General features: G+C 74.2%; 19 protein-coding genes. 10 read left to right on the top strand and 9 right to left on the bottom strand.

Features of this window, described 5'->3' with window-relative positions; all coding sequences use genetic code 11:
- Nucleotides 1-19: 19 nt before the first annotated feature.
- Both FZ988_RS16965 and FZ988_RS16970 read right to left on the bottom strand, forming a co-directional pair.
- Nucleotides 20-1,318: a sugar ABC transporter substrate-binding protein gene (locus tag FZ988_RS16965; protein WP_149205222.1), complete on the bottom strand. Its 1,299-nt coding sequence runs from the start codon at nt 1,316-1,318 to the stop codon at nt 20-22.
- 82 nt (nt 1,319-1,400) lie between these two features.
- Nucleotides 1,401-2,459, bottom strand: a complete 1,059-nt coding sequence (locus FZ988_RS16970) for a LacI family DNA-binding transcriptional regulator (RefSeq protein WP_246169588.1) — start codon at nt 2,457-2,459, stop codon at nt 1,401-1,403.
- Nucleotides 2,460-2,736: 277 nt separating this feature from the next.
- Here FZ988_RS16970 and FZ988_RS16975 point away from each other — a divergent pair, with 277 nt between their 5' ends.
- The gene (locus tag FZ988_RS16975; RefSeq protein ID WP_149205223.1) at nt 2,737-3,663 is read left to right on the top strand and encodes an SDR family NAD(P)-dependent oxidoreductase; all 927 of its coding nucleotides are present in this window, start codon (nt 2,737-2,739) and stop codon (nt 3,661-3,663) included.
- A 4-nt stretch (nt 3,664-3,667) separates the two neighbouring features.
- A complete protein-coding gene (locus FZ988_RS16980) occupies nt 3,668-4,252 on the top strand; it encodes a TetR/AcrR family transcriptional regulator (RefSeq protein WP_188079159.1) in 585 nt (194 codons plus the stop codon).
- A 46-nt stretch (nt 4,253-4,298) separates the two neighbouring features.
- On the opposite strand, the gene FZ988_RS16985 is transcribed toward FZ988_RS16980, so the two are convergent.
- On the bottom strand, nt 4,299-5,282 hold the full coding sequence (locus FZ988_RS16985) for a helix-turn-helix transcriptional regulator (protein WP_149205225.1): 984 nt from the start codon (nt 5,280-5,282) through the stop codon (nt 4,299-4,301).
- 163 nt (nt 5,283-5,445) lie between these two features.
- Here FZ988_RS16985 and FZ988_RS16990 point away from each other — a divergent pair, with 163 nt between their 5' ends.
- On the top strand, nt 5,446-5,739 hold the full coding sequence (locus FZ988_RS16990) for a DUF1905 domain-containing protein (protein WP_149205226.1): 294 nt from the start codon (nt 5,446-5,448) through the stop codon (nt 5,737-5,739).
- A gap of 72 nt (nt 5,740-5,811) precedes the next feature.
- Here FZ988_RS16990 and FZ988_RS16995 read toward each other — a convergent pair whose 3' ends face one another.
- On the bottom strand, nt 5,812-6,498 hold the full coding sequence (locus FZ988_RS16995; RefSeq protein WP_149205227.1) for a TetR/AcrR family transcriptional regulator: 687 nt from the start codon (nt 6,496-6,498) through the stop codon (nt 5,812-5,814).
- 109 nt (nt 6,499-6,607) lie between these two features.
- On the opposite strand from FZ988_RS16995, the gene FZ988_RS17000 reads away from it, so the two are divergent.
- From FZ988_RS17000 to FZ988_RS17015, 4 genes are all read left to right on the top strand, one after another.
- Nucleotides 6,608-7,369: an SDR family NAD(P)-dependent oxidoreductase gene (locus tag FZ988_RS17000; protein WP_149205228.1), complete on the top strand. Its 762-nt coding sequence runs from the start codon at nt 6,608-6,610 to the stop codon at nt 7,367-7,369.
- 118 nt (nt 7,370-7,487) lie between these two features.
- On the top strand, nt 7,488-7,940 hold the full coding sequence (locus FZ988_RS17005) for an iron chaperone (protein WP_246169589.1): 453 nt from the start codon (nt 7,488-7,490) through the stop codon (nt 7,938-7,940).
- 17 nt (nt 7,941-7,957) lie between these two features.
- Complete coding sequence (locus FZ988_RS17010; protein WP_149205230.1) at nt 7,958-8,191, top strand: hypothetical protein; 234 nt, start codon at nt 7,958-7,960, stop codon at nt 8,189-8,191.
- Between the two features lie 135 nt (nt 8,192-8,326).
- Nucleotides 8,327-9,790 (top strand): MATE family efflux transporter, encoded by a 1,464-nt coding sequence (locus FZ988_RS17015; protein WP_149205231.1) that lies wholly within the window; start codon nt 8,327-8,329, stop codon nt 9,788-9,790.
- A 51-nt stretch (nt 9,791-9,841) separates the two neighbouring features.
- Here FZ988_RS17015 and FZ988_RS17020 read toward each other — a convergent pair whose 3' ends face one another.
- Genes FZ988_RS17020 through FZ988_RS17030 form a run of 3 tightly spaced genes read right to left on the bottom strand, consistent with a single transcriptional unit; the run spans nt 9,842 to nt 13,853 of the window.
- Nucleotides 9,842-10,477 carry an alpha/beta hydrolase family protein gene (locus FZ988_RS17020; protein WP_223145174.1) on the bottom strand — a complete coding sequence of 212 codons (636 nt, stop codon included), beginning with the start codon at nt 10,475-10,477 and terminating at the stop codon, nt 9,842-9,844.
- Nucleotides 10,474-12,072 (bottom strand): ATP-dependent DNA ligase, encoded by a 1,599-nt coding sequence (locus FZ988_RS17025; RefSeq protein WP_149205232.1) that lies wholly within the window; start codon nt 12,070-12,072, stop codon nt 10,474-10,476. The genes FZ988_RS17020 and FZ988_RS17025 overlap by 4 nt, the downstream gene beginning before the upstream one ends.
- Before the next feature lie 50 nt (nt 12,073-12,122).
- Nucleotides 12,123-13,853, bottom strand: a complete 1,731-nt coding sequence (locus FZ988_RS17030; protein WP_149205233.1) for a patatin-like phospholipase family protein — start codon at nt 13,851-13,853, stop codon at nt 12,123-12,125.
- Between the two features lie 233 nt (nt 13,854-14,086).
- On the opposite strand from FZ988_RS17030, the gene FZ988_RS17035 reads away from it, so the two are divergent.
- Entirely contained in the window at nt 14,087-14,647 is a 561-nt protein-coding gene (locus tag FZ988_RS17035) for a DoxX family protein (protein WP_246169590.1), read from the top strand.
- Between the two features lie 121 nt (nt 14,648-14,768).
- On the opposite strand, the gene FZ988_RS17040 is transcribed toward FZ988_RS17035, so the two are convergent.
- The gene (locus FZ988_RS17040) at nt 14,769-15,305 is read right to left on the bottom strand and encodes a methylglyoxal synthase (RefSeq protein WP_149205234.1); all 537 of its coding nucleotides are present in this window, start codon (nt 15,303-15,305) and stop codon (nt 14,769-14,771) included.
- A gap of 138 nt (nt 15,306-15,443) precedes the next feature.
- On the opposite strand from FZ988_RS17040, the gene FZ988_RS17045 reads away from it, so the two are divergent.
- Entirely contained in the window at nt 15,444-16,655 is a 1,212-nt protein-coding gene (locus FZ988_RS17045) for a N(5)-(carboxyethyl)ornithine synthase (protein WP_149205235.1), read from the top strand.
- Between the two features lie 3 nt (nt 16,656-16,658).
- Here FZ988_RS17045 and FZ988_RS17050 read toward each other — a convergent pair whose 3' ends face one another.
- Nucleotides 16,659-18,278, bottom strand: a complete 1,620-nt coding sequence (locus FZ988_RS17050; RefSeq protein WP_149205236.1) for a GGDEF domain-containing protein — start codon at nt 18,276-18,278, stop codon at nt 16,659-16,661.
- Nucleotides 18,279-18,585: 307 nt separating this feature from the next.
- Between FZ988_RS17050 and FZ988_RS17055 the strand changes: the two genes are divergently transcribed.
- Nucleotides 18,586-19,626, top strand: coding sequence for an alcohol dehydrogenase catalytic domain-containing protein (locus FZ988_RS17055; RefSeq protein ID WP_149205237.1), 1,041 nt, complete (start codon nt 18,586-18,588; stop codon nt 19,624-19,626).
- The last annotated feature ends 105 nt before the right edge of the window (nt 19,627-19,731 follow it).

Below are 19,731 nucleotides of genomic sequence, written 5' to 3' on the forward strand. Positions count from 1 at the left end.
GCCGTTCAGGACGGTCGGCTCAGAAGCCGTACCCGTCGTTGGACTCGATGTTCGCGTCGATGTCGTCGACGGCCTGGTTCAGGGTCGACTGGACGTCCGCGCCGTTCATGATGTCCTTCGCGGCACGCTCGAAGGTGCTCGAGATCACCGGGTAGGCAGGTGTCGGCGGGCGCTCGAGCGCGTACTGCTGCGAGAGCTCGACGAAGGGCTGGAGCGGGTCGCCCGCACCGAAGTTCGCCGAGAGCTCCTCGGCCTCGGCGGTCGCCGGGATCACGACCTGCTTGTCGGCGAACGCGGCGATGTACTCGGGGGTGAAGCTGAACTCCAGGTAGGCGCGGGCGCCGTCGGCGGCGTCGCACGACTCCGAGATGCCCCACTGCCACGAGCCGCCGCCGATCGTGGGGCCCGTGCCGAGGTCCGGCGGGGGCAGGATCAGCAGGTCGTCGCCCACGGTCTCGAGGGAGTCCATCGCGTTCCACACGCCGGTGTAGCTCAGCGCGGCCTCGTCGTTGTTGAACTCCTCGTTGCCGATGGTCCCGGCGTCGCTCGCGAGCCCCCGCTCGAAGAGGCTCTGGAACCACGTGAAGAACTCGACCGCCTCGGGTCCGTTGAGCGCGCCGTCGGCCGTGAGGAACGTGTCGCGGTCGATGAGGTCACCGCCGGCGCTCTGGAGCATCGGCGAGTACGCGTACGGCCACCACTCGCCGGTGTCCTCCGCGCCGATGTCCAGCGGCGTCGCGTAGCCCGCGCCCTGGAGCGTCACGAGCGCCGCGTCGAACTCCTCGAGCGTCCAGGGCTCGGCGATGGTCGGGATGCGGATGCCGTTCGCGTCGAGCACGGACCTGCGCGCGAACACCGACAGCGCGGCGTCCCAGTACCCGGCCGAGTAGACCTCGTCCTGGTAGCGGCCGACGGCCGTGGGGAGCAGCGAGTCGATGATCGCCTGGTCGAGCTCGAGGGGCTGGATGTAGCCCGCCCACGCCCAGTTGGGCACGATCGGGCCGTCCATGTCGAGCAGGCACGGCAGGTCGCCCGCGGCGGCGCCGGCGACGATGGCGTCGTTGTACGCGCCCTGGGGGAACGACTCCATGACGACCTCGTAGTCGTCCTGGGACGCGTTGAAGTCGGCGACGATCGTCTCGTAGACCTCGAGCTCCGCGGGGTTGCCCGCGGAGTGCGTCCACATGGTGATCTCGGCGGCCCCGCCGTCACCACCACCACCGTCGTCGTCGGACTGCCCGGCCTGCCCGCAGGCGGCGAGGGTCGTGGCCAGCACGGCCGTGGTGGCTAGCATTCCGGTGAAGGACTTGCGACTCATCGTGATTCCCTTCTGTGGGGCGTCGACGGGCAAGGTCGGCGCTCCGGCTCGGTGGCCGCTGGGAGGCGGCCACGGGGTTGTGTCACACCCGCCGTCGGTCCGGGTCCCGGACCGACGGTGGGCCCACCGACTCCCGACGGATCAGCGGGCACGGCATGAGCACCACGCCGTCGTCCTGCGTCGGGCGCTCGCGTTCGCCGAGGAGCACCTCGACCGCCCACCGGCCCATCGCGTGGTGCGGGAGGGCGACGGTGGTCAGGCCGGGGTCGAGCTCGGCGGCGATGAGCTGCTGGTCGTCGTACCCGACGACCGACAGGTCGCGCGGGATCTCGAGGCCGTGGCGCCGCGCCGCGGCGTACGCGCCCATCGCGATCCGGTCGTTGAAGCAGAAGAGCGCTGTCGGGCGGCGGTCCGCGGGCAGGTCGAGCACCCGGGAGGCGGCCTCGGCGCCGCCGGCCGCGTCGGAGCGGCCCCGGACGTGCAGGGCCGGGTCGGCCTGGATCCCTGCGCGCTCGAGCACCTCGAGGTAGCCCTGGTGGCGCAGGCCCGACGCCTCGGGCGGTGGCTCCTCGTCGATGTCGACGTAGGCGATGCGTCGGTGCCCGGCGTCGACCAGGTGCTGCACCGCTGCGACGGCCCCGCCCCGGTCGTCGGGGACGACCGCCGGGAAGCCGCCGCCGGCGGGTCGGCCGTCGAGGAAGACCGTGCCCGGGGGCAGGCCCTGCGGGAGGTCGGTCACGACGCGGTGCCACATGCACGCGTAGACGAGTCCGTCGACCTGCTGGTCGAGGAGTGCCGCCACGGCCTCCTGCTCGAGCTCCCTGTCGCCTCCGGTGCTGACGAGGAACAGCAGGTGGCCGTGCCGGCGCGCGGTCTCCTGAGCGGCCTCGACCATGCGGACCGCGTAGGGCGTCGTGGCGATCCGGTCGGAGATGAGCCCGATGGTGTGGGTGCGGCGGGTCCTCAGGCTGCGGGCGAGCCGGTTGGGTGCGTAGCCGGACTCGAGGGCCGCGCGCCGGACCCGTTCCTGGGTGCTTGCCGGGATCCGCTCGGCGGCCCGGTCGTTGAGGACGAGCGAGACGGTCGCGGTGGACACGCCCGCGAGCCGCGCGACCTCCTTGATGCCGACCCGTGTCGTCACACGCTCCTCCTCGTCGAGGGTGTCCAGCCCGTGCCCTGTGAGCGCGGGCGGCGGGCACATCCGGCTGTTAAACCGATTAAGCACGTGCTGAGAGTGTGATCTGACCCACACAAGGCTGTCAAGCGTCGTGTCCTCATCGTGACCTCGGCGCAGCCTCGGCGGGCAGGAGTGGGCGACGGCGGCGCCGAGTACCGGGCCGCCTCTTGCGGCGAACGTTAATGGCGTCTACCTTCAAAGTTCACGGTGTGAATCATCATGGGAGAGCGAGGAGAGTGCCATGGCCGAGGGATTCGTGCTGGTCACCGGGGCCACCGGTGGACTGGGTCGCAAGACGGTCGACGAGCTGGTGCGCCGAGGCGTGCCGGTGGTCGTCGGCGGCCGTCGCCGCCAGGCCGTGGAGGCCGTCGTCGCCGACGTCCGGGCGCGCGGAGGCTCGGCGCTGCCGTTCGTCGCCGACCTCGCCGAGCTCGCCTCGGTCCGGCACGGGCTCCGGACCCTCGACGACGTGCGCCTGCGGGCCGTCGTCGCGAACGCGGGCCTGAGCACGCAGCGGGACGCACGCACGGAGGACGGGTTCGAGCTCACCTTCGGCGTCAACGTCCTCGCGCACCAGCTCGTCCTGTGGTCCCTGCGCGACCACCTCGTCGACGGCGCGAGGGTCGTGGTGCTCAGCAGCGGCGTGCACGAGCCGGACAACCGGCTCGCGCGGCGCAGCGGCGTGCCGGCGCCCACGTGGCTCGGGACGCGGCACCTGGCCCTGCCCGACGTCGCACCCGAGAGCCGGAGGATCGCCGTCGGGGCCGTCCGCTACTCGACGTCCAAGCTCGGCAACGCCCTCCAGGCGCGCGCCTTCCAGGAGCACCTGCGCGCCGCCGGCCGAGACGTCGACGTGTTCGCCCTGGACCCAGGCCTCATGGTCGACACGGGCCTGGGCCGCGAGCTCCCGCGATGGCTGGTCCCCGTCGTGCGGGCCGTCGGCTACGCAGCCACCCCGTTCGTCGCGAACATGCGGCTCTCGAGCACGACGGCCCGGGCCGTCGCGTCGCTGGTGCTCGATGAGCGCTGGCACGGTCGCGGCTTCCTGTACCTCGACGGGCTGCGCCCCAAGGCCCCGTCGGCCGACGCCCAGCGCGACGACCTCAGGGACGAGCTGTGGCAGCAGGGTGCCGACCTGGTCGGCATCGCGGTGCCCCCACTACCGTGACGGGGTGCCGTACCCCAACCTCATCGACCCCGCGCAGATCGGTCCCCGCGCACTGGCCGTGGTCGAGGAGCGCGGCTGGGACAGGTGGTCGCTGCGCGACGTCGCCGCCGACCTCCACGTGTCGCCCAACGCCCTCTACCGGCACGTGGACGGTCGCGAGGGTCTGGTGGTCGCGATCGGCGAGTGCGCGGCCTGGGCGCTGCACGGCGCGATCGCGGAGGTCGGGGGAGACGGCGAGGACCACCTCACGGGTGTCGCCGACGTCTACGTGCGCTTCGCGCTCGCCCGCCCGCACGCGTTCGCGGCGCTCCTCCAGGGCAAGCCGGCACCCGGCGACCCCAGGATCGAGCCCTGGGCCGCCGTGTGGGACCACCTCCGTCGGCAGTTCGAGCGCGCGGTCCCGCAGAGCCCGGGAGCGGCCTGCTTCGCCTACTGGGCGTTGATCCACGGTCGCGCGGAGCTGGCCGGGGGGCCGGCCCGCCTCGACGAGCCGACCGCGGGCCTGGGCGACGCGGTGCACGCGCTGATCGCCGGGTACCGGTCCATGGGTCCCGTGGCCGACCCGGTGCCGCCGTGGCTCGAGCGATGACGGCACCGTCGGTGCCCCGCGCCCTCTGCGCCCGACCGGCCGAGGCCTAGCTCCCCGGACCGTCGGGCGCGCCGGGTCGCTCGGTTGCTGCGACGAGCCGCGCGGCCACCTCGCGCGCCGCCGCCAGCAGCGCGTCGCCGCCGACGACCCGGTACGGCACCGGTAGGGCGGTGAGCTCGTGGGCGTACCACGCGGGGTTGCTCGTGCTGCCTACGACGCGGGTGCGACCGTCCGCCGTCGGCTCGAAGCGGCCGAGGGTGCGGGGGAGGTGGTGCGCGACGACGTCGGGCGTCGCGTCCACGAGGACCTCGGCCACGTGCTCCCAGCCGGTGCCGAGACTCTCCTCGAGCGCGGCGACCGGGTCGAGGTCCACGGGCGGGTGGAACGTCTGGTCGAGCACCTCGACGCCGCGCACCCTGTCGATCCGGTAGCTGCGGCTCCCGTCGCGGCCGACGGGCAGGCAGAGCAGGTACCAGCGGCCGTGCCGCACGACGACGGCCCACGGCTCGACGTCGACGGTCCACTCCCGCCCGGACTCGCTCGCGTACTCGACACGCGCGAGCCGGCGCTCGCCGCAGGCCCGGACGAGTGCTGTCGCGATCGCCGGGTCGGGGCGGACCGCGGCGCGGTCCGGCGCCGCCGCGGCGGTGCGGCGGACCGCCTCGGCCGTCTCGGCGACGGGCTCGGGCAGCGCGCGGATGAGCTTGCCGAGCGCGCTGCCCACCGGGTCGGCGGGGTCGCTCGCGGCGTGGTGCCCGTCGAGCACGGCCATGACGAGGCCTGTCGCCTCGGTCGCGGTGAACACGAGCGGGGGCATCCGCAGGCCGCGTCCCGCCCGGTACCCGCCGTAGGGCCCGCGGGTCGACTCGATCGGGATGCCGGCCTCGCGGAGCATGCCGACGTAGCGCCGCGCGGCGCGCTCGCTCACGCCGAGGCGGTCCGCCAGGCGCTCGGCCGTGATCCCGGGCTGCGCCTGCACGAGCTCGAGCGTCAGGAGCGCCCGCGAGACGGGGCCGGCGTCGGGTCGCACGAGGATCCTCCGGATCCGGAAGGGGAACGTCCGGAACGGACCCTACCGTCGCGCCATGACCGAGAACCCGCTCAGCACCGTGCTCGCGTCAAGCGCTGGGGGGCGAGGGCCCGCCGCAGCTATGACCGGCGCCCGCCCGCGCACCCGTCCGTACGCTGGCGCGATGGAGCTCGAGCTCGAGTTCGACGGCGAGGTGATCCACTGGCGCGGGCCGTCGCCCTACTGGTTCGTCCCCGTGCCCGACGCCGAGGCCGGGGCGCTGCGTGCGGCGTCGCCGCTGGTCAGCTATGGGTGGGGCGTGATCCCCGTGACGGTCCTGCTCGGCCGCACACGGTTCACGACCTCGCTGTTCCCGCGGGACGGCGGCTACGTCGTGCCGCTCAAGGTCGCCGTGCGGCGGGCCGAGCGCGTCGAGCTGGGGGACAGGGTCCACCTGGCGATGCTGATCGAGCCGTAGCCGTAGCCGTAGCTGCGCCGGCGCCGGTGGGCGTCGCGTTCTTCGCCGGGCTGCGCTGAGCGCTGGGGCGCCTCACCGGGAGGCGAGGCGCCCCAGCCACTCAGCCATCAGCCCTCGCTCGGCCGTGCTGAGCGCGTCGACGCCGGGGAGCGCGGCGCGCACGGTGCGCGCCGCGACGGCGAGCGGCTCGCCTGCGGACGCGGGGACGGCGTCCGTCGTGACGGCGGCGATCGCGGCCTCCCTCGCGATCTCCGCGGCGCGGTGGTCACGCTCGGCCTCGGGTGTCGCGATGAGCAGGAGGGTCGCGCCGCGTCCGGTTGCCCCGACGACGTGCGCGGCGGTGTGCTCGTCGACCCGCAACCGGCCGGCGGCGGCGATGCGTCGCATCATCGCGAGCAGGATCTCCTCGGCGCGCCGGACCGCGGGTGGCGGGTCCCCGACGCGTGGGCTGCCGTAGATCGCGGCGTAGACGGCCGGGTGCGCGAGGCCGAAGCCCACGTGGACGTCCCAGCCGCGGCGCAGGTCGTCGACAGGGTCCTCCGCGACGTCGCGCGTGGTCTTCTCCACGAGGTAGTCCTCGAAGCGAAGGGCCGTCACGGCGTCGAGCAGGCCCTGCTTGTCGCGGAAGAGGCGGTAGATCGTGGGCGCCTGGACGCCCGCGCCCGCGCTCACGGCACGGGTGGACATCGCCTCGGGGCCGCCCTCCTCGAGCAGTCGCAGCGCGACCTCGACGATTCTCTCCCGCACCGTGTCCGCCACGTACCGACGCTAACACCCCGACGCGATGACGCTATTAGCGCCGATACCCCGTAGCCGTTAGCGGCGTGTTAGCGTTGTGAGTATCAGCGCTAACACCTCAGGAGGCATCATGGTCGACACCCTCGCGCTCGTCACCGGCGGCAGCCGTGGGCTCGGGCGCAGCAGCGTCAAGCACCTCGCGGCAGCGGGGGTGGACGTGCTGCTCACCTACCGCACCAACGAGGCGGAGGCGCGGGCTGCCGTCGCGGAGGTCCAGGCGGCAGGTCATCGGGCCGCAGCGCTGCCGCTCGACACCGCCACGACGGGCGCGATCCCCGCGTTCGTCGACGAGGTCCGTCGCGTGCTCGCGCAGGACTTCGGCCGCGACACGATCGACCACCTCGTGAACAACGCGGGGGTCGGGATGCACCGCACGCTCGCCGAGACGACGGAGGCGGAGCTCGACGAGCTCGTGACGATCCACCTGACGTCCCCGTTCCTCCTGACCCAGGCCCTGCTGCCGCTGATCCCCGACGGCGGCCGGATCCTCTTCACGTCGACCGGGCTCACCCGGTTCACCCTGCCCGGCGGGTACGGCGCGTACGCGGCCGTCAAGGGGGCCGTGGAGGTCCTGGCCCGCTACTTCGCGCTCGAGCTCGGCCCCCGCGGCATCGCCGTGAACACGATCGCGCCGGGCGCGATCCAGACCGACTTCTCGGGCGGCGTGGTGCGCGACGACCCCGGTGTGAACCGGGCGGTCGCGGCGATGACGGCCATGGGCCGACCGGGCCTGCCCGACGACGTCGGCGCCGCGGTCGCGACGCTGCTCACCGGCGGCACGGGATGGATCACCGGGCAGCGCATCGAGATCTCGGGCGGCCAACGGCTCTGACCGCCCGGCGCCCCCAGGCGCCGGGATCGATCAGTTTCGAAGAAGCAGCGCCACGAGCCGCATTCCTAGCATGACCGTGACGGACCGAGTTGAAGCAACGACCACGAGGAGCGCACCCGTGACGGACACGACGAGCACGACCGAGGACACCGGGCAGGCGTTCACCGCCGAGGAGCGCGCCGCCATGAAGGAGCGCGCACGTGAGGTCAAGGCCGCGAAGCGGGCCGGGGCGGGCAAGGTCGACCCCGAGACCGAGGTCCTCGCGAAGATCGCCGGCATGCCGGAGGCGGACCGTGTGATGGCGCAGCGCATCCACGAGATCGTCCGCGAGGTCGCCCCGGAGCTCGTGCCGCGCACCTGGTACGGCATGCCTGCCTATGCGAAGGACGGCAAGGTCGTGTGCTTCTTCCAGGACGCCGCGAAGTTCAAGGCGCGCTACGCCACGCTCGGCTTCAACGACGCCGCAGCCCTCGACGACGGCGCGATGTGGCCCACGGCCTACGCGCTCACGACGCTCGGCCCCGCCGACGAGGAGCGGGTCGCCGAGCTCGTCCGACGCGCTGCCGGCTGACGCCGCGGGGTCGGCCCGTGGCCCGGCAGCCCGTCTCCGGGACGCTGCCGGGCCACGCCGGCGTCGTCCCGCCGCTGTCGGGCGTGCCCGCAGGCATCCACGCGATCCTGCACCTGCCGCCGGGCGCGGAGGAGGACTCGGTCGTGGCGCAGGCCCTCGAGCGCGGGCTCACGCTCGAGGGCCTGTCGGCGTTCGCGGCCAACCGACGTGAGTCGGGGCGGCACAGACCGCGGAGGCGCCTCGTCCTGTGACGCACGAGACATCTGAGCGACGAGGAAAAACCCTCAGGTCAGAGTGGGTCGGAACGATACGATTCGGTGGTGCCGGACCGTCGTGGAACGGCACCACAGCCCCCCGCCCCATCGTTCTCAAGGACCTGCCGCGTCATGTCGAAGGCTCTGACCACCGGATCTCCGTGGCGCGTGATCCTGGTGTTCGCCGTCCCGCTCCTCGTGGGCAACGTCGTCCAGCAGCTGTACCAGGTGGTCGACGCGATCGTCGTCGGCCGCCACCTCGGCGTGGAGGCGCTCGCGGCCGTGGGGGCGACCGGGAGCCTCCTCTTCCTCCTCCTGGGCTTCGCGTGGGGTCTGACCTCCGGCTTCGCCATCCCGACGGCCCAGGCGTTCGGGGCCGGCGATGCCGCCGCGGTCCGCCGCTCCGTGGCGTCCGGCGCCCTCCTGACCGCGGCGATGAGCGTCGTCCTCACCGTTGCCGCACCACTGCTGGCGGGCCCCGCGCTGCGGCTCCTGCGCACGCCCGAGGAGCTCGTGCCCCAGGCCACGACCTTCGCGGTCGTCAGCTTCCTGGGTGCGAGCACGATGATGTTCTTCAACTACCTCTCGGCGATCATCCGGGCCATCGGGGACTCCCGCACGCCGCTCCTCTTCCTCGCGCTGAGCTGCACCCTCAACATCGGGCTCGTCGTGGTGCTCGTCGCGAACCTCGGGCTCGGGGTCGGCGGTGCCGCGCTCGCCACCGTGATCTCGCAGGCCGTCTCCGTCGCGCTCTGCCTGTGGTTCGTCCGACGACGCGTGCCCGTCCTGCGCGTGCACCGGGAGGACTGGCACGTCGCCAGGGCCGACCTGGCGTTGCACCTTCGGCTCGGCCTGCCCATGGGGTTCCAGGCGTCGATCATCGCGATCGGTGCGCTCGCCGTTCAGGTGCGGCTCAACTCGCTGGGCTCCGACGCCGTCGCGGCGTACACGACGGCCGCACGCGTCGACGGGCTCGCCGTCGCGCTGCTCGCGTCGCTCGGCCTCGCTGTGTCCATGTTCGTGGCCCAGAACCACGGCGCGGGCCGGCCCGACCGGATCCGTCGCGGCGTCGTCCAGTCCGTGTGGATGTCCGCGGTGGGTGGGGTGCTCCTCGGCGCAGTGCTCGTGACGGCCGGCGGCCCGATCGTGAGCCTCTTCGTCGGGCCGGAGGAGGGGCGCGTCGTGAGCATGGCGTCCTACCTCCTGCTGGTCAACGGCCTGCTCTACGTCCTCCTGGGGGTGCTGTTCGTGCTCCGCGGCGCGCTCCAGGGACTGGGGCACACCGTCGTGCCGACGCTCACCGGCATCATCGAGCTCGTCATGCGCGTCGGTGCAGCCGTCGTGCTCGGCGCGTCGTTCGGCTTCACGGGCGTGGTGTGGGGCAACCCGCTCGCGTGGATCGGCGCCGTCGCCGTGCTCGCACCCGCGTACCTGCGCGAGCACCGCCGGCTCGCCGCGCGGAACGTGCCTGCGGAGGCCGCCTCCCCGGCTCTGCCCGTCGGTTCCGCGACGTCGGACGAGGACGACGCGAGGGTGCGGGAGCTCGAGGTCACGGCCGGTGCGCTGCCTGTCGGCTCGGGGGTCGGCGCCGCCTGACGCGTGTCGGGCAGCCGTCCCACGGGGTGGCCGTCCGGCCTGCGACGACCGTCAGGCGTCGGGCAGCGCAGCCAGCCACGCGACGACCGCGGCCCGCACCGCGTCGGTATCCACGCGCAGCGAGTGGTCGCCCCGCACGGGCACAACCCGGCGGCCCGGACCCGGCGGTGGCATGCCGAAGGGATCCGTCACGCCCTGGACCACGAGCACCGGCACGTCGACCGCCTCGAGCTCGGGCAGGCGGCTCGGTGCGGGCGGGCGCCCGGCGCGCGCCACGGGCTGGAGCGGGAACGCCAGGCAGAGCACGCCGGCCGCGCCCGACGCGTGCGCCGTCCGGCACGCCACGCGCGCACCCGAGGACCGTCCACCCACGACGACGAGACCCGTGGCCAGGCCCGCGGACCTCAGGTGCCCGAGGACCGCCGTCCACGCCTCGTCGAGCACCGGCGCACGTGGTGGTGCCCGACGCCCCGCGACCCGGTACGGCTGCTCGACCAGCGCCGTCGAGAACCGCGCGCCGTGCGCCGCCGAGACGGCCGCGAGAAGGTCCGGCGCGCTGACGCCGCCGCCCGCACCATGTCCGAGGACGAGCGTCCCGCGCGCCTCGGGGACGGCATGGACGTGCGCGACGGCCTCGCCGTGCGGCGTCTCGACCGTCAAGGGGCGCATGCCCTCGGCGCCGCTCACCCGGTGCCCTCCGGCCCCTCGGAGACCTCGGCGGTCTCGCCCGTACCGAACCGCTCGGGCGCGGCTGGCCCCGTGACGGCGCGCACGGTCTCGATCGTGTCGGCCTCGGCCGCCGTCTTGTCGTCGCGGTACCGCAGCACGCGCGCGAACCGCAGGGCGAGACCCCCCGGGTAGCGCGTCGAGCGCTGGACGCCGTCGAACGCGATCTCCACGACCTGCTCCGGCCGGAGTGTCACCGTCCAGCCGTCGTCGTCGACCTCCAGCTCGCGGAACCGTCTCGTCTGCCACGCGAGCATCTCGTCCGTCATGCCCTTGAACGTCTTGCCGAGCATCACGAAGCCGCCCGCCGGGTCCCTGGCGCCGAGGTGGATGTTCGAGAGTAGCCCGCTGCGCCGCCCGGACCCGCGCTCGACCGCGAGCACCACGAGGTCGAGCGTGTGCCTCGGCTTGACCTTGACCCAGGCGCTCCCGCGCCGCCCGGCGTCGTACGGGGCGGCGGCGTCCTTGACGACCACGCCCTCGTGGCCCGCGGCGACCCAGCGCTCGAACGCGCCTTGCGCGGCCGCGGCGTCGTCGGTCACGAGGCGCTCGACCACGTGCCCCGCCGCGACGGCGTCGAGAACCTCGAGCCGCCGTGCCAGGGGCTCGCCCATGAGGTCGCGGCCGTCGAGGTGCAGCACGTCGAAGAAGAACGGGGTGAGCGCGGTCGCCGACGCGACCTCGGCGTCGCGGGTCGCCGTCCGGGCGGAGGTCTCCTGGAACGGCCGCGCGCGGCCCGTCGCATCCAGCGCGAGGGCCTCGCCGTCGAGCACCACGGAGCGGACGGGCATCGCGCGGACGACGGCGACGACCTCGGGGACGCGCGCCGTGATGTCGTCGAGGCTCCGCGTGAAGACCCGCACGTCGTCGCCGTCGCGGTGCACCTGCACGCGGATCCCGTCGAGCTTGGCGTCCACCACGACGGGCCGTCCCTCGAGCCCGGCGACGGCGCTCGCGACGTCGGGCGCCGACGCGGCGAGCATCGGTCGCACGGGCGTGCCGACCGTCAGGGCGAACGTCGCGAGCGCGCTGAGTGCCTCCTCGGGCGAGGCGGCACCGAGGGCGGCGGAGGCCACGGGCTCGGCCGCACCGGCGAGCATCGCCGCGCGCCGCACGGCCTCCGCCGGCACACCTGCGGCCTCGGCGACGGCGTCGAGCAGGAGCGCATCGAGGGCACCCTGCCGCACCTCGCCGGCCACAAGCCCGCGCAGCAGGTGCTGCTCGGCCTCGGTCGCCGCCGCGAAGAGTTCGCCGGCCAGGGCGAGCCGTGCGGCCCCCGAGCCCGCGCCGGACAGCTGGGACATACGCTCGAAGGCGGCGTCGACGGCGAGCACCTCGAGCGTGGCCTCCGCCGCCGGCGAGGGGAGCGCCGCCAGCGAGCGCCACCCCAGGCCGGTCCTGCGTTGCCGCAGCTCGCCGGCGAGGTATCGCGCGACGACGGGCACCTCCTGCGGGTCCGCGCGCCGCAGCAGGTCGACGAGCAGCGCGCGCTTCGCGAGGCGCGAGCGGGTCGCGGCGAGAGCGGCCGACGTGGCCGCGAGATCGGCGAGGAGCACGCCACCATCCTCCTGCGCCCGGCGTGGTCCGCCATCGGGCGCGTCGTCGGTCAGACGAGGCGCGCCTGCCTGCCGCTGGCCGCGCCGCTCGTCCCGTGGCCCTCGCGCCGGCGCGACCAGGTGTCCGCGCCGGGTGGCAGCCGCTCGGGCGGGACCCGGGCGACGAGGGCCCGCAGGTCCCGCCTCATCGCCCGCAGCGACCGTTCGTCGGCGACCACCGACGGGTCCTGCGGGTCGAGCGGCCCGAGGGCCGCGAACGGCCCGCCCGGCTCGGCGCTGCCCGGACGTCGGCGCGTGTCGAGCCCGTCCGCGTCCTGGGCGAGCAGCGCCGCCTCGACCTGCCAGATGCGTCGCCGGAGCGTGAACAGCTCGCGCGTGACGGCCTGCTCCTCGGCGCTCGCGCGCAGCACGGCCTCGGCCGCGCGCACGTACCCGTAGTCCATGGCGATCGCGGTCAGGCCGGGGTCCACCGTGAGGCCGTCGTGGATCTCGATCTCCGGTGCGACGACGACGGCTCCGGCGGCCCGGGCGTAGGCGACCTCGTCGCGGAGGACCTCGTCCGCCATGATCCCGGCGGTGCTCCGCAGCACGATCGAGAGGAGGTCGCGGTCGGCGAACGAGGCCTCCGCGGGGACGCCGGTCGGTGTCGCGACGACGGCGTAGCACCGGTCGACCCGCTGGTGCTCGAGGACCATCGCGGCGGGCAGCACCTCGCGCACCCCGCCGTCGACGTAGTGCTCGTCACCGAGGCGCACCGGCGGGAACACGGCGGGGATCGCGCAGGAGGCGCGGATCGCGTCGACCAGGTCGACCGTGACCGGGTCGTCGGTGCGCGCGCCCGTGCGGTCGACGATCTCGCCCGTCTCGGTCACGAAGCGCAGCTCGCCGGACTCGAGGGCGACGACCGCGACGCGCAGCGTCACGCCTGAGGCGGCGACGCGTGCGGGGGCGAACACGTCGGGGTCGAGCAGTCGGTCGACGATGGGGCCGGGCCGGTAGAAGGAGCGCTCGTCGCGCGCCCCGCGCAGGATCACGGCGAGGTCGGGCCTGGCGCGCGCGATGACGCGCAGGCCGGCGATGAGCTCGACGACGCCCGCGGCGGTCCTGGTGCTGTTGCGTTCGCCGTCGGCCAGCGCAGCGACCTGCTCGGTGGGTTCGGTCCCGGAGTCGCTCCCGACGGCGGGGGGCCGACCGGCCGGCGTGGCCGGAGCGGCTGGGGCCGTGACCTCGGTCCCGTCGTCGGCGGTCTCCTGGGGCGTGGCGCGACCGGTGGGCGCGACGGCGGTGATGTTGGCGCGCGCACGTGCGGCAGCCCGGGTCATGCGCCCCGCGATCCGCGCTGCGCTCGCCATCGGGCCGTCCGCGGGTGCCTCGGAGGTCCGGACGGGCGCCCGGGACAGGCCGCGGCCGAGCGGGTGGGCGGCCCCGCGGCGGCGCTCGAGGGCGCCGATGGTGCCCGCCCACGTGGGTCCGACGTCGCGGAGCCGGGCGAACCACTCGAGCTCGACGAACATGTCCGCGCTCTCGTCCATCGCACGCCACAGCTCCTCGAGCTGGCCCAGGGCCCGGCGCTGCCCGGCGCGGTCGGCATGCTGGGCGAGCGTGGAACCGACGATCGACCCCACGGACGCGCCCGCGATGACGGACGGCTCGATCTGGACCCGGTCGTAGAGGTAGGTCAACGCGCCGATCTGGAAGCTGGCCCGGGATCCACCGCCGCTGAGCACGAGGCCCACGACCGGCTCCCCGGGCGTGCGCGTGCCGGCCCCACTGGTTCGCATGGGACGAGTCTGGCGTGCGGGGGCCGCCGGCGACAGGCGATTGCGGCCGGGCGCGGCGGTCCGAGGGCGGGCGGAGCGCGTCGGGCGTGACGGTCGTGCGTCACCCGCGGTGTTTGTCCCGGTCAGCACCGGACCTAAGTCCGGCGACGCGGGCACCCTCGCGGTGTGACGCTCGTCATGGCGAACCCGCCGGCTCCATCACACGTCAGCTCACTTCTCCTGGGGGAGAGACCATGGCCACCACCCGCAACGACGCGACCGGCCGGACCGACCGCACCGCACCCGCACGAGGCGACCAAGAGTCCATCGTCACCAGCGCCGGGGTCCGCAAGGTCCTCGCCGTCGCCCGCATCACCATCGGGTTCACGTTCCTGTGGGCCTTCGTCGACAAGCTCTTCGGCCTCGGCTTCGCGACCCCGGCCGAGCGCGCCTGGGTCAACGGCGGCACGCCCGCGCAAGGTTTCATCGGCGGCATCGAGGGCCCGTTCGCGGGCCTCTTCGGGATGTTCCTCAACCCGTTCGGCGACGCGCTGTTCATGATCGGCCTCTTCGGCATCGGCATCGCGATGGTCCTGGGTGCCGGCCTGCGGATCGCGGCCGCGACCGGCACGCTCCTCATGCTGTTCATGTACCTCGCCGAGTTCCCGCTCGCCCTGGGCGGCAACAACCCGATCGTCGACTCGCACTGGCACGAGGCGCTCCTGCTGATCATCTCCGCCGTCACGCTGTCGGGTGACACCTGGGGCGTCGGCAAGATCTGGGGCCGCATCGTCGGCAACACCTGGCTGCGCTGACGTCGCACACGGGCGGGCCGCCCAGCTGCTGCCCGCCCGGTCACGCGCAGCGGGCGCGCCGCGGACGGCGCATCGAGGGCAGGGTCCGGTCCACGGGCCCTGCCCTCGCCCGTCCCGACGGTCAGACGGGGCGCGTCCCGTCCCAGGTCCGCGGGCCGAGCTCCGGCCGCCGGCTCTCGTAGTCGCTCGCGAGGAGCGGGCTCGAGATCATCAGGTCGGCCGACGCGACGTTGCAGGCCATCGGCACGTTCCACACCGTGCCGATGCGCAGGAGCGCCTTGACGTCGGGGTCGTGCGGCTGGGGCTCGAGCGGGTCCCAGAAGAAGATGAGCATCGTGATCTGCCCCTCGGCGATCTTCGCGCCGATCTGCTGGTCGCCGCCGACCGGGCCCGAGAGGAACCGGTGGACCGGCAGCCCCAGCTCGTACTCGAGCATCGTCCCGGTCGTCCCGGTCGCGTACAGCACGTGCTGGGACAGGGTCTCGCGGTTGAACTCGGCCCAGCGCAGCAGCTCGACCTTCATGTTGTCGTGCGCGACGAGCGCGATGTGCCGGGGCTCGGTCCGGGGCGTCAGGTCGGCGGCGGGGTAGGGGGCCGCGTCGCTGCGCGGGGGAGGACCGGTCGGCCGGGTGGGCTCGACGGCGGGTTCGGGATCCATGCTGACTCGCTCTCCGTGGGGGACGGACCGGCGCCGGCGGCGGTGTCGTGACGCACCCATCATGGCGTGGCCTGCCGAGCCACGAGCGTAGGGTCGGGGCGGCGCCGGTCATCGCGGCCCGTGCCCGAGGGAGCGACCATGTCCGGTACGAGCCCATCCACGACGCTCCTGCACCTGGGGATCGTCTCCACCTCCCGCAAGCCCGACGAGCGGCGCCTGCCGCTCCACCCGGCCCACCTCGAGCGCGTCGACGAGGACGTGCGCCGCCTGATGGTCGTCGAGGCCGGCTACGGCGAGCGCTTCGGCGTCGACGACGCGGCGCTGGCCACCCTCGTCGGGCGGGTCGCCCCGCGCGCCGAGGTCCTGGCGACCGCGGACGTCGTCCTGCTGCCCAAGCCGCAGGCGAGCGACCTCGCGGAGCTCCCGCCCGGTCGGGTGCTGTGGGGCTGGCCCCACTGCGTGCAGGACCCGGTCGTCACCCAGCTCGCGATCGACCGGCGGCTCACGCTCATCGCCTTCGAGGCCATGAACCACTGGGCGGGGGACAGCGGGTTCGGGCTCCACGTCTTCCACAAGAACAACGAGCTCGCGGGGTACAGCTCCGTGCTGCACGCGCTCCAGCTCGCCGGCCTCACGGGTGACTACGGTCGCCCGCTCCGGGCGGTCGTCATCGGCTTCGGCGCGACGGCGCGCGGTGCGGTGACCGCGCTCAACGCCCTGGGCGTCCACGACGTGCGCGTGCTCACGCACCGGGGTGTCGCGGCCGTCGCCGCCCCGATCCACTCGGTGCGCATCGTGCAGATCGACGACGACGCCTGTGCCCCGTACCTCAGCCACGTCATCACCGAGCGGGGGCGGGTCCCGCTCGCGCCGTTCCTGGCCGAGAACGACATCGTCGTGAACTGCACGTTGCAGGACACGGCGGCGCCCGTCACCTACCTGCGCACGCAGGACCTGGGCGCCTTCCGCGCGGGCAGCGTGATCGTCGACGTGTCGTGCGACGAGGGCATGGGCTTCAGCTGGGCCCGGCCCACGTCGTTCGCGGAGCCCGTCTTCGCCGTCGCCCCGGGCGTCACGTACTACGGCGTCGACCACAGCCCGTCGCACCTGTGGGCGGCCGCGACGTGGGAGATCAGCGAGGCGCTGCTCCCGTTCGTGCGGACGGTCGCCGAGGGGCCGGCGGCCTGGGACCGTGACGAGACCGTGCGGCGCGCGATCGAGATCCGCGCCGGCCACGTCGTCAACCCCGCGATCCTGTCCTTCCAGGGCCGGGCGCCGACGTTCCCGCACCCTGTGGACCGTCCCGCTGGGAGCGTGGGCGCGCGCGAGGAGCTGCCCGCCGCGGGCTGAGGGTCAGTGCGAGGTCGCCGCGGTCAGGTCGGGACGCGCGGCGTCGGCGAGGACGACGGTGTCGCGGCCCGCGCGCTTGGCCGCGAGGAGGGCCGTGTCCGCAGCCGTGAACGGGTCCGTCACGCCCAGGCTCGGGTGCCCGATGCCCACGGAGACGGTGACGAGGAGCCCGGGTGCGAGCCGGCCCCAGTCCGACGCGCGGATCGCCTCGTTGATGCGCCGCGCCACGGACTCCGCGGAGGCGAGGTCGCCCGACGTGAGGATCACGAACTCGTCGCCGCCGTACCGCACGAGCACGTCGTCGTGCCGGCAGTGCGCGCGCAGGACCGTCGCGATCTCACGGAGCACCTCGTCGCCCACCGCGTGGGAGAACTCGTCGTTGACGGCCTTGAAGTCGTCGACGTCGACGAACACGACACCCGGCACCGTCGTCGCGGTCTCGAGGGACGTGCGCAGCAGGCGGCGGTTGCCGAGGCCGGTGAGCGGGTCCTGGAGGACGGCGAGGCCCATCCGGTTCGTCTCGTCCGCGAGCTGGCGGATCTTGCGGCGGTCCTGGAGCGCCGCGAACCGGCCTTCGCGCTCCTCCCAGAGCTGGGTCATCGCCGTCCGCGCGAGCTGGCGCCACAGCGGCACGGCGTCGTGGTCGCCGAGCTCGTCGACGGCGAGCTCGGCGAGCGCCTCGGTCGCGGCGCTCGCCCAGGTCTCGCGACCGGCCGCGTTCGCGTCCTCGACGACGGACCGCAGGTGCGCGCGGGCCTCGGAGAACCTGTGGTCTGCGGCGGCGGCGCGGCCGAGCACGAGGTGGGCCAGGTGCGTCTCGGCGAGCTCGGGCCGCAGGTCGAAGCGCTCGCACGCGGCCGCGGCGCGAGCGGCTGCCAGCCGTGTGTCGCCGAGGGCGGCGATCCCGTAGGCCTCGATGACCTCGCCCCGGGCGAGCATGACCTCGTTGCCGACGCGCAGGGCTGCACGCTGCATCCGCAGGGCGCGCTGCACGGCCGTCGCGAACTGCGGGGCCGCGTCGGCGTCGTGCCCGATGAGGTGCAGGGCCGTGGCCCAGTACGCGCTCAGGAGCGCCATCTCCTGGACCACGTACACCTCGAGCGTCAGGTCGACCTGGCCGCCGAGCGCGCGGAGCAGCTTGTCCGCGGGCTCGTAGAGGTTGAGGGACCGCATCGCGAGGGCCACGGCCATGCTCGCGGACAGGTGCCCGTAGGTGTCGGCCGGGATGTCGCCGACGAGCCAGTCGGCCTCGGCGACGGCGGCGACGGCGCGCCCGTGCTGGTGCAGCCGCACGCTCGACTCGGCGACGACGGCGAGGCCCTTCGCACGCCACACGGGCTCGGGCGCGTCGCCGAGGCCCGCGACGAGCTCGGTCGCGACGAGCACGGCCTCACGCTGGCGTCCCCGCTCCTGGAGGGCGATCGCCTCGATGTAGCGCAGGTACCGGGTGCTGATGATGTCGCCGGCGGCCTCGGTGAGGCGGCGCCACTGGCGGCAGACCTCGATGGCCTGCTCGGAGCGGCCCTCGATGTAGAGCGCGTGGGCGGCGTCGGTCAGCGCGTCGAACGGCCCGAACTCCGAGGGCGCGACGAGGTCGGTGCCGGGCGACCGTGGAGCGGACAACCGACCCCCTTGAGCACTATGACGTGGACGTGCGTGGCGGTGCTGCGTGGGCCCTGGCCTCGTCGACGACGCCGGGCGTGGGGCCGACGACGGTGCGTCGTCGACCCGGTGCGCGATCTCGGCCCGACGGTATCGAAGCCCCCGTGCTCGGGGACGCTGCCGCGCCAAGGAGAACTGTCACACGTCGGTAACGCGCTTCGCACGCGGCCGTCACCCGTTGGGGTGAACGGACGGACCAAGGGCCCTGGTGTCCAAGATCGTCCTTCTTAGCGTGGGGAGTGCAGGGGTCCCGAGAAAGGTGTGCTCCATGCGCCAGATGTTCTGCGACTCGCTCGGCTCGGTCGGTCTCACCGACGCGCCCGACCCGAAGGTCGAGACCCCCACGGACGTCGTCGTCCGGGTCACCGCGACCACGGTGTGCGGCAGCGACGTGCACCTCGTGCACGGTCACCTGCCCACGCCGTGGGGCTTCCCGCTGGGGCACGAGTACGTGGGCGAGGTCGTCGAGGTCGGCGCCGCGATCACGCGCGTCCGCGTCGGTGACCGCGTGGTCGGCCCGGCGGCTCCCTGGTGCGGGACCTGCCCCGCGTGCCGACGCGGCCAGATCCAGCGCTGCGAGCGCGGCGGCGTGCTCGGCTCGGGTGCGGGCTGGGGTGGCTGGGGCGGGGCGCAGGCGGAGATGCTCCGGGTCCCGTGGGCGGACCAGGACCTCTCGCCGGTGCCCGACGGCGTGACCGACGCCCAGGCGCTGACCGTGGGTGACGTGCTCTCGACGGGCTGGACCGCGGTGCGCCAGGCGGTCACGGCGCCCGGCCAGGTGGTCGTGGTGCTGGGGTGCGGCCCGGTCGGTCTCTCGGCGATCCACACCGCGGGCCTGCACGGTCCGCGGGCCGTGGTCGCCGTCGACGCGCTGCCCGACCGGCTCGAGGTCGCGCGCCGCCTGGGGGCGACGCACACGCTCACCGCGGGGCCCGACGTCGCCGCGGCGATCGAGGAGATCACGCACGGGCGTGGCGCGGAGGCGGTCGTCGAGGCGGTCGGGCTCCAGGCCACGCTCGCGACGGCGGGGCAGGTCGTCGCGGTGGGCGGGCGCATCGCGGTCGTCGGGATCCCGGCCGGCCCGGTCGAGCTGCCGTTCGCGGACCTCCTGTTCAAGAACGTGGGCTGGTGGGCCGGGCTGGGGGACCTCGGACGCATGGGTACCTTGCTCGAGCTCATCGCGGACGGCCGGCTCGACCCGTCGCCGATGTTCACCTCGACGCGGCCGTTCGCGCAGATCGAGGCGGCGTTCACGGACATGGCTGACCGCACGCCGGGCGTGGTCAAGACCCTCGTGACGGTGCCCTGACGGGTTCGCGCACCGTCCGGGTGCGCGCCTGAGCGGACGACAGGCGGCGTCCGCGCCTCGCACGACGGGGCGCGGCCGTCGCCTGTCGCGCGTCTGCAGGCGGGC

It is taken from the genome of Actinotalea subterranea (assembly GCF_008364845.1).
GTDB classification, from domain to species: Bacteria; Actinomycetota; Actinomycetes; order Actinomycetales; family Cellulomonadaceae; genus Actinotalea; species Actinotalea subterranea.

What these genes read in the sequence shown, in the direction of transcription:
- FZ988_RS16965 (WP_149205222.1), bottom strand. Translation starts at nt 1,318, where the DNA reads ATGAGTCGCAAGTCCTTCACCGGAATGCTAGCCACCACGGCCGTGCTG.
- FZ988_RS16975 (WP_149205223.1), top strand. Translation starts at nt 2,737, where the DNA reads ATGGCCGAGGGATTCGTGCTGGTCACCGGGGCCACCGGTGGACTGGGT.
- FZ988_RS16990 (WP_149205226.1), top strand. Translation starts at nt 5,446, where the DNA reads ATGGAGCTCGAGCTCGAGTTCGACGGCGAGGTGATCCACTGGCGCGGG.
- FZ988_RS17000 (WP_149205228.1), top strand. Translation starts at nt 6,608, where the DNA reads ATGGTCGACACCCTCGCGCTCGTCACCGGCGGCAGCCGTGGGCTCGGG.
- FZ988_RS17015 (WP_149205231.1), top strand. Translation starts at nt 8,327, where the DNA reads ATGTCGAAGGCTCTGACCACCGGATCTCCGTGGCGCGTGATCCTGGTG.
- FZ988_RS17030 (WP_149205233.1), bottom strand. Translation starts at nt 13,853, where the DNA reads ATGCGAACCAGTGGGGCCGGCACGCGCACGCCCGGGGAGCCGGTCGTG.
- FZ988_RS17035 (WP_246169590.1), top strand. Translation starts at nt 14,087, where the DNA reads ATGGCCACCACCCGCAACGACGCGACCGGCCGGACCGACCGCACCGCA.
- FZ988_RS17040 (WP_149205234.1), bottom strand. Translation starts at nt 15,305, where the DNA reads ATGGATCCCGAACCCGCCGTCGAGCCCACCCGGCCGACCGGTCCTCCC.
- FZ988_RS17045 (WP_149205235.1), top strand. Translation starts at nt 15,444, where the DNA reads ATGTCCGGTACGAGCCCATCCACGACGCTCCTGCACCTGGGGATCGTC.
- FZ988_RS17055 (WP_149205237.1), top strand. Translation starts at nt 18,586, where the DNA reads ATGCGCCAGATGTTCTGCGACTCGCTCGGCTCGGTCGGTCTCACCGAC.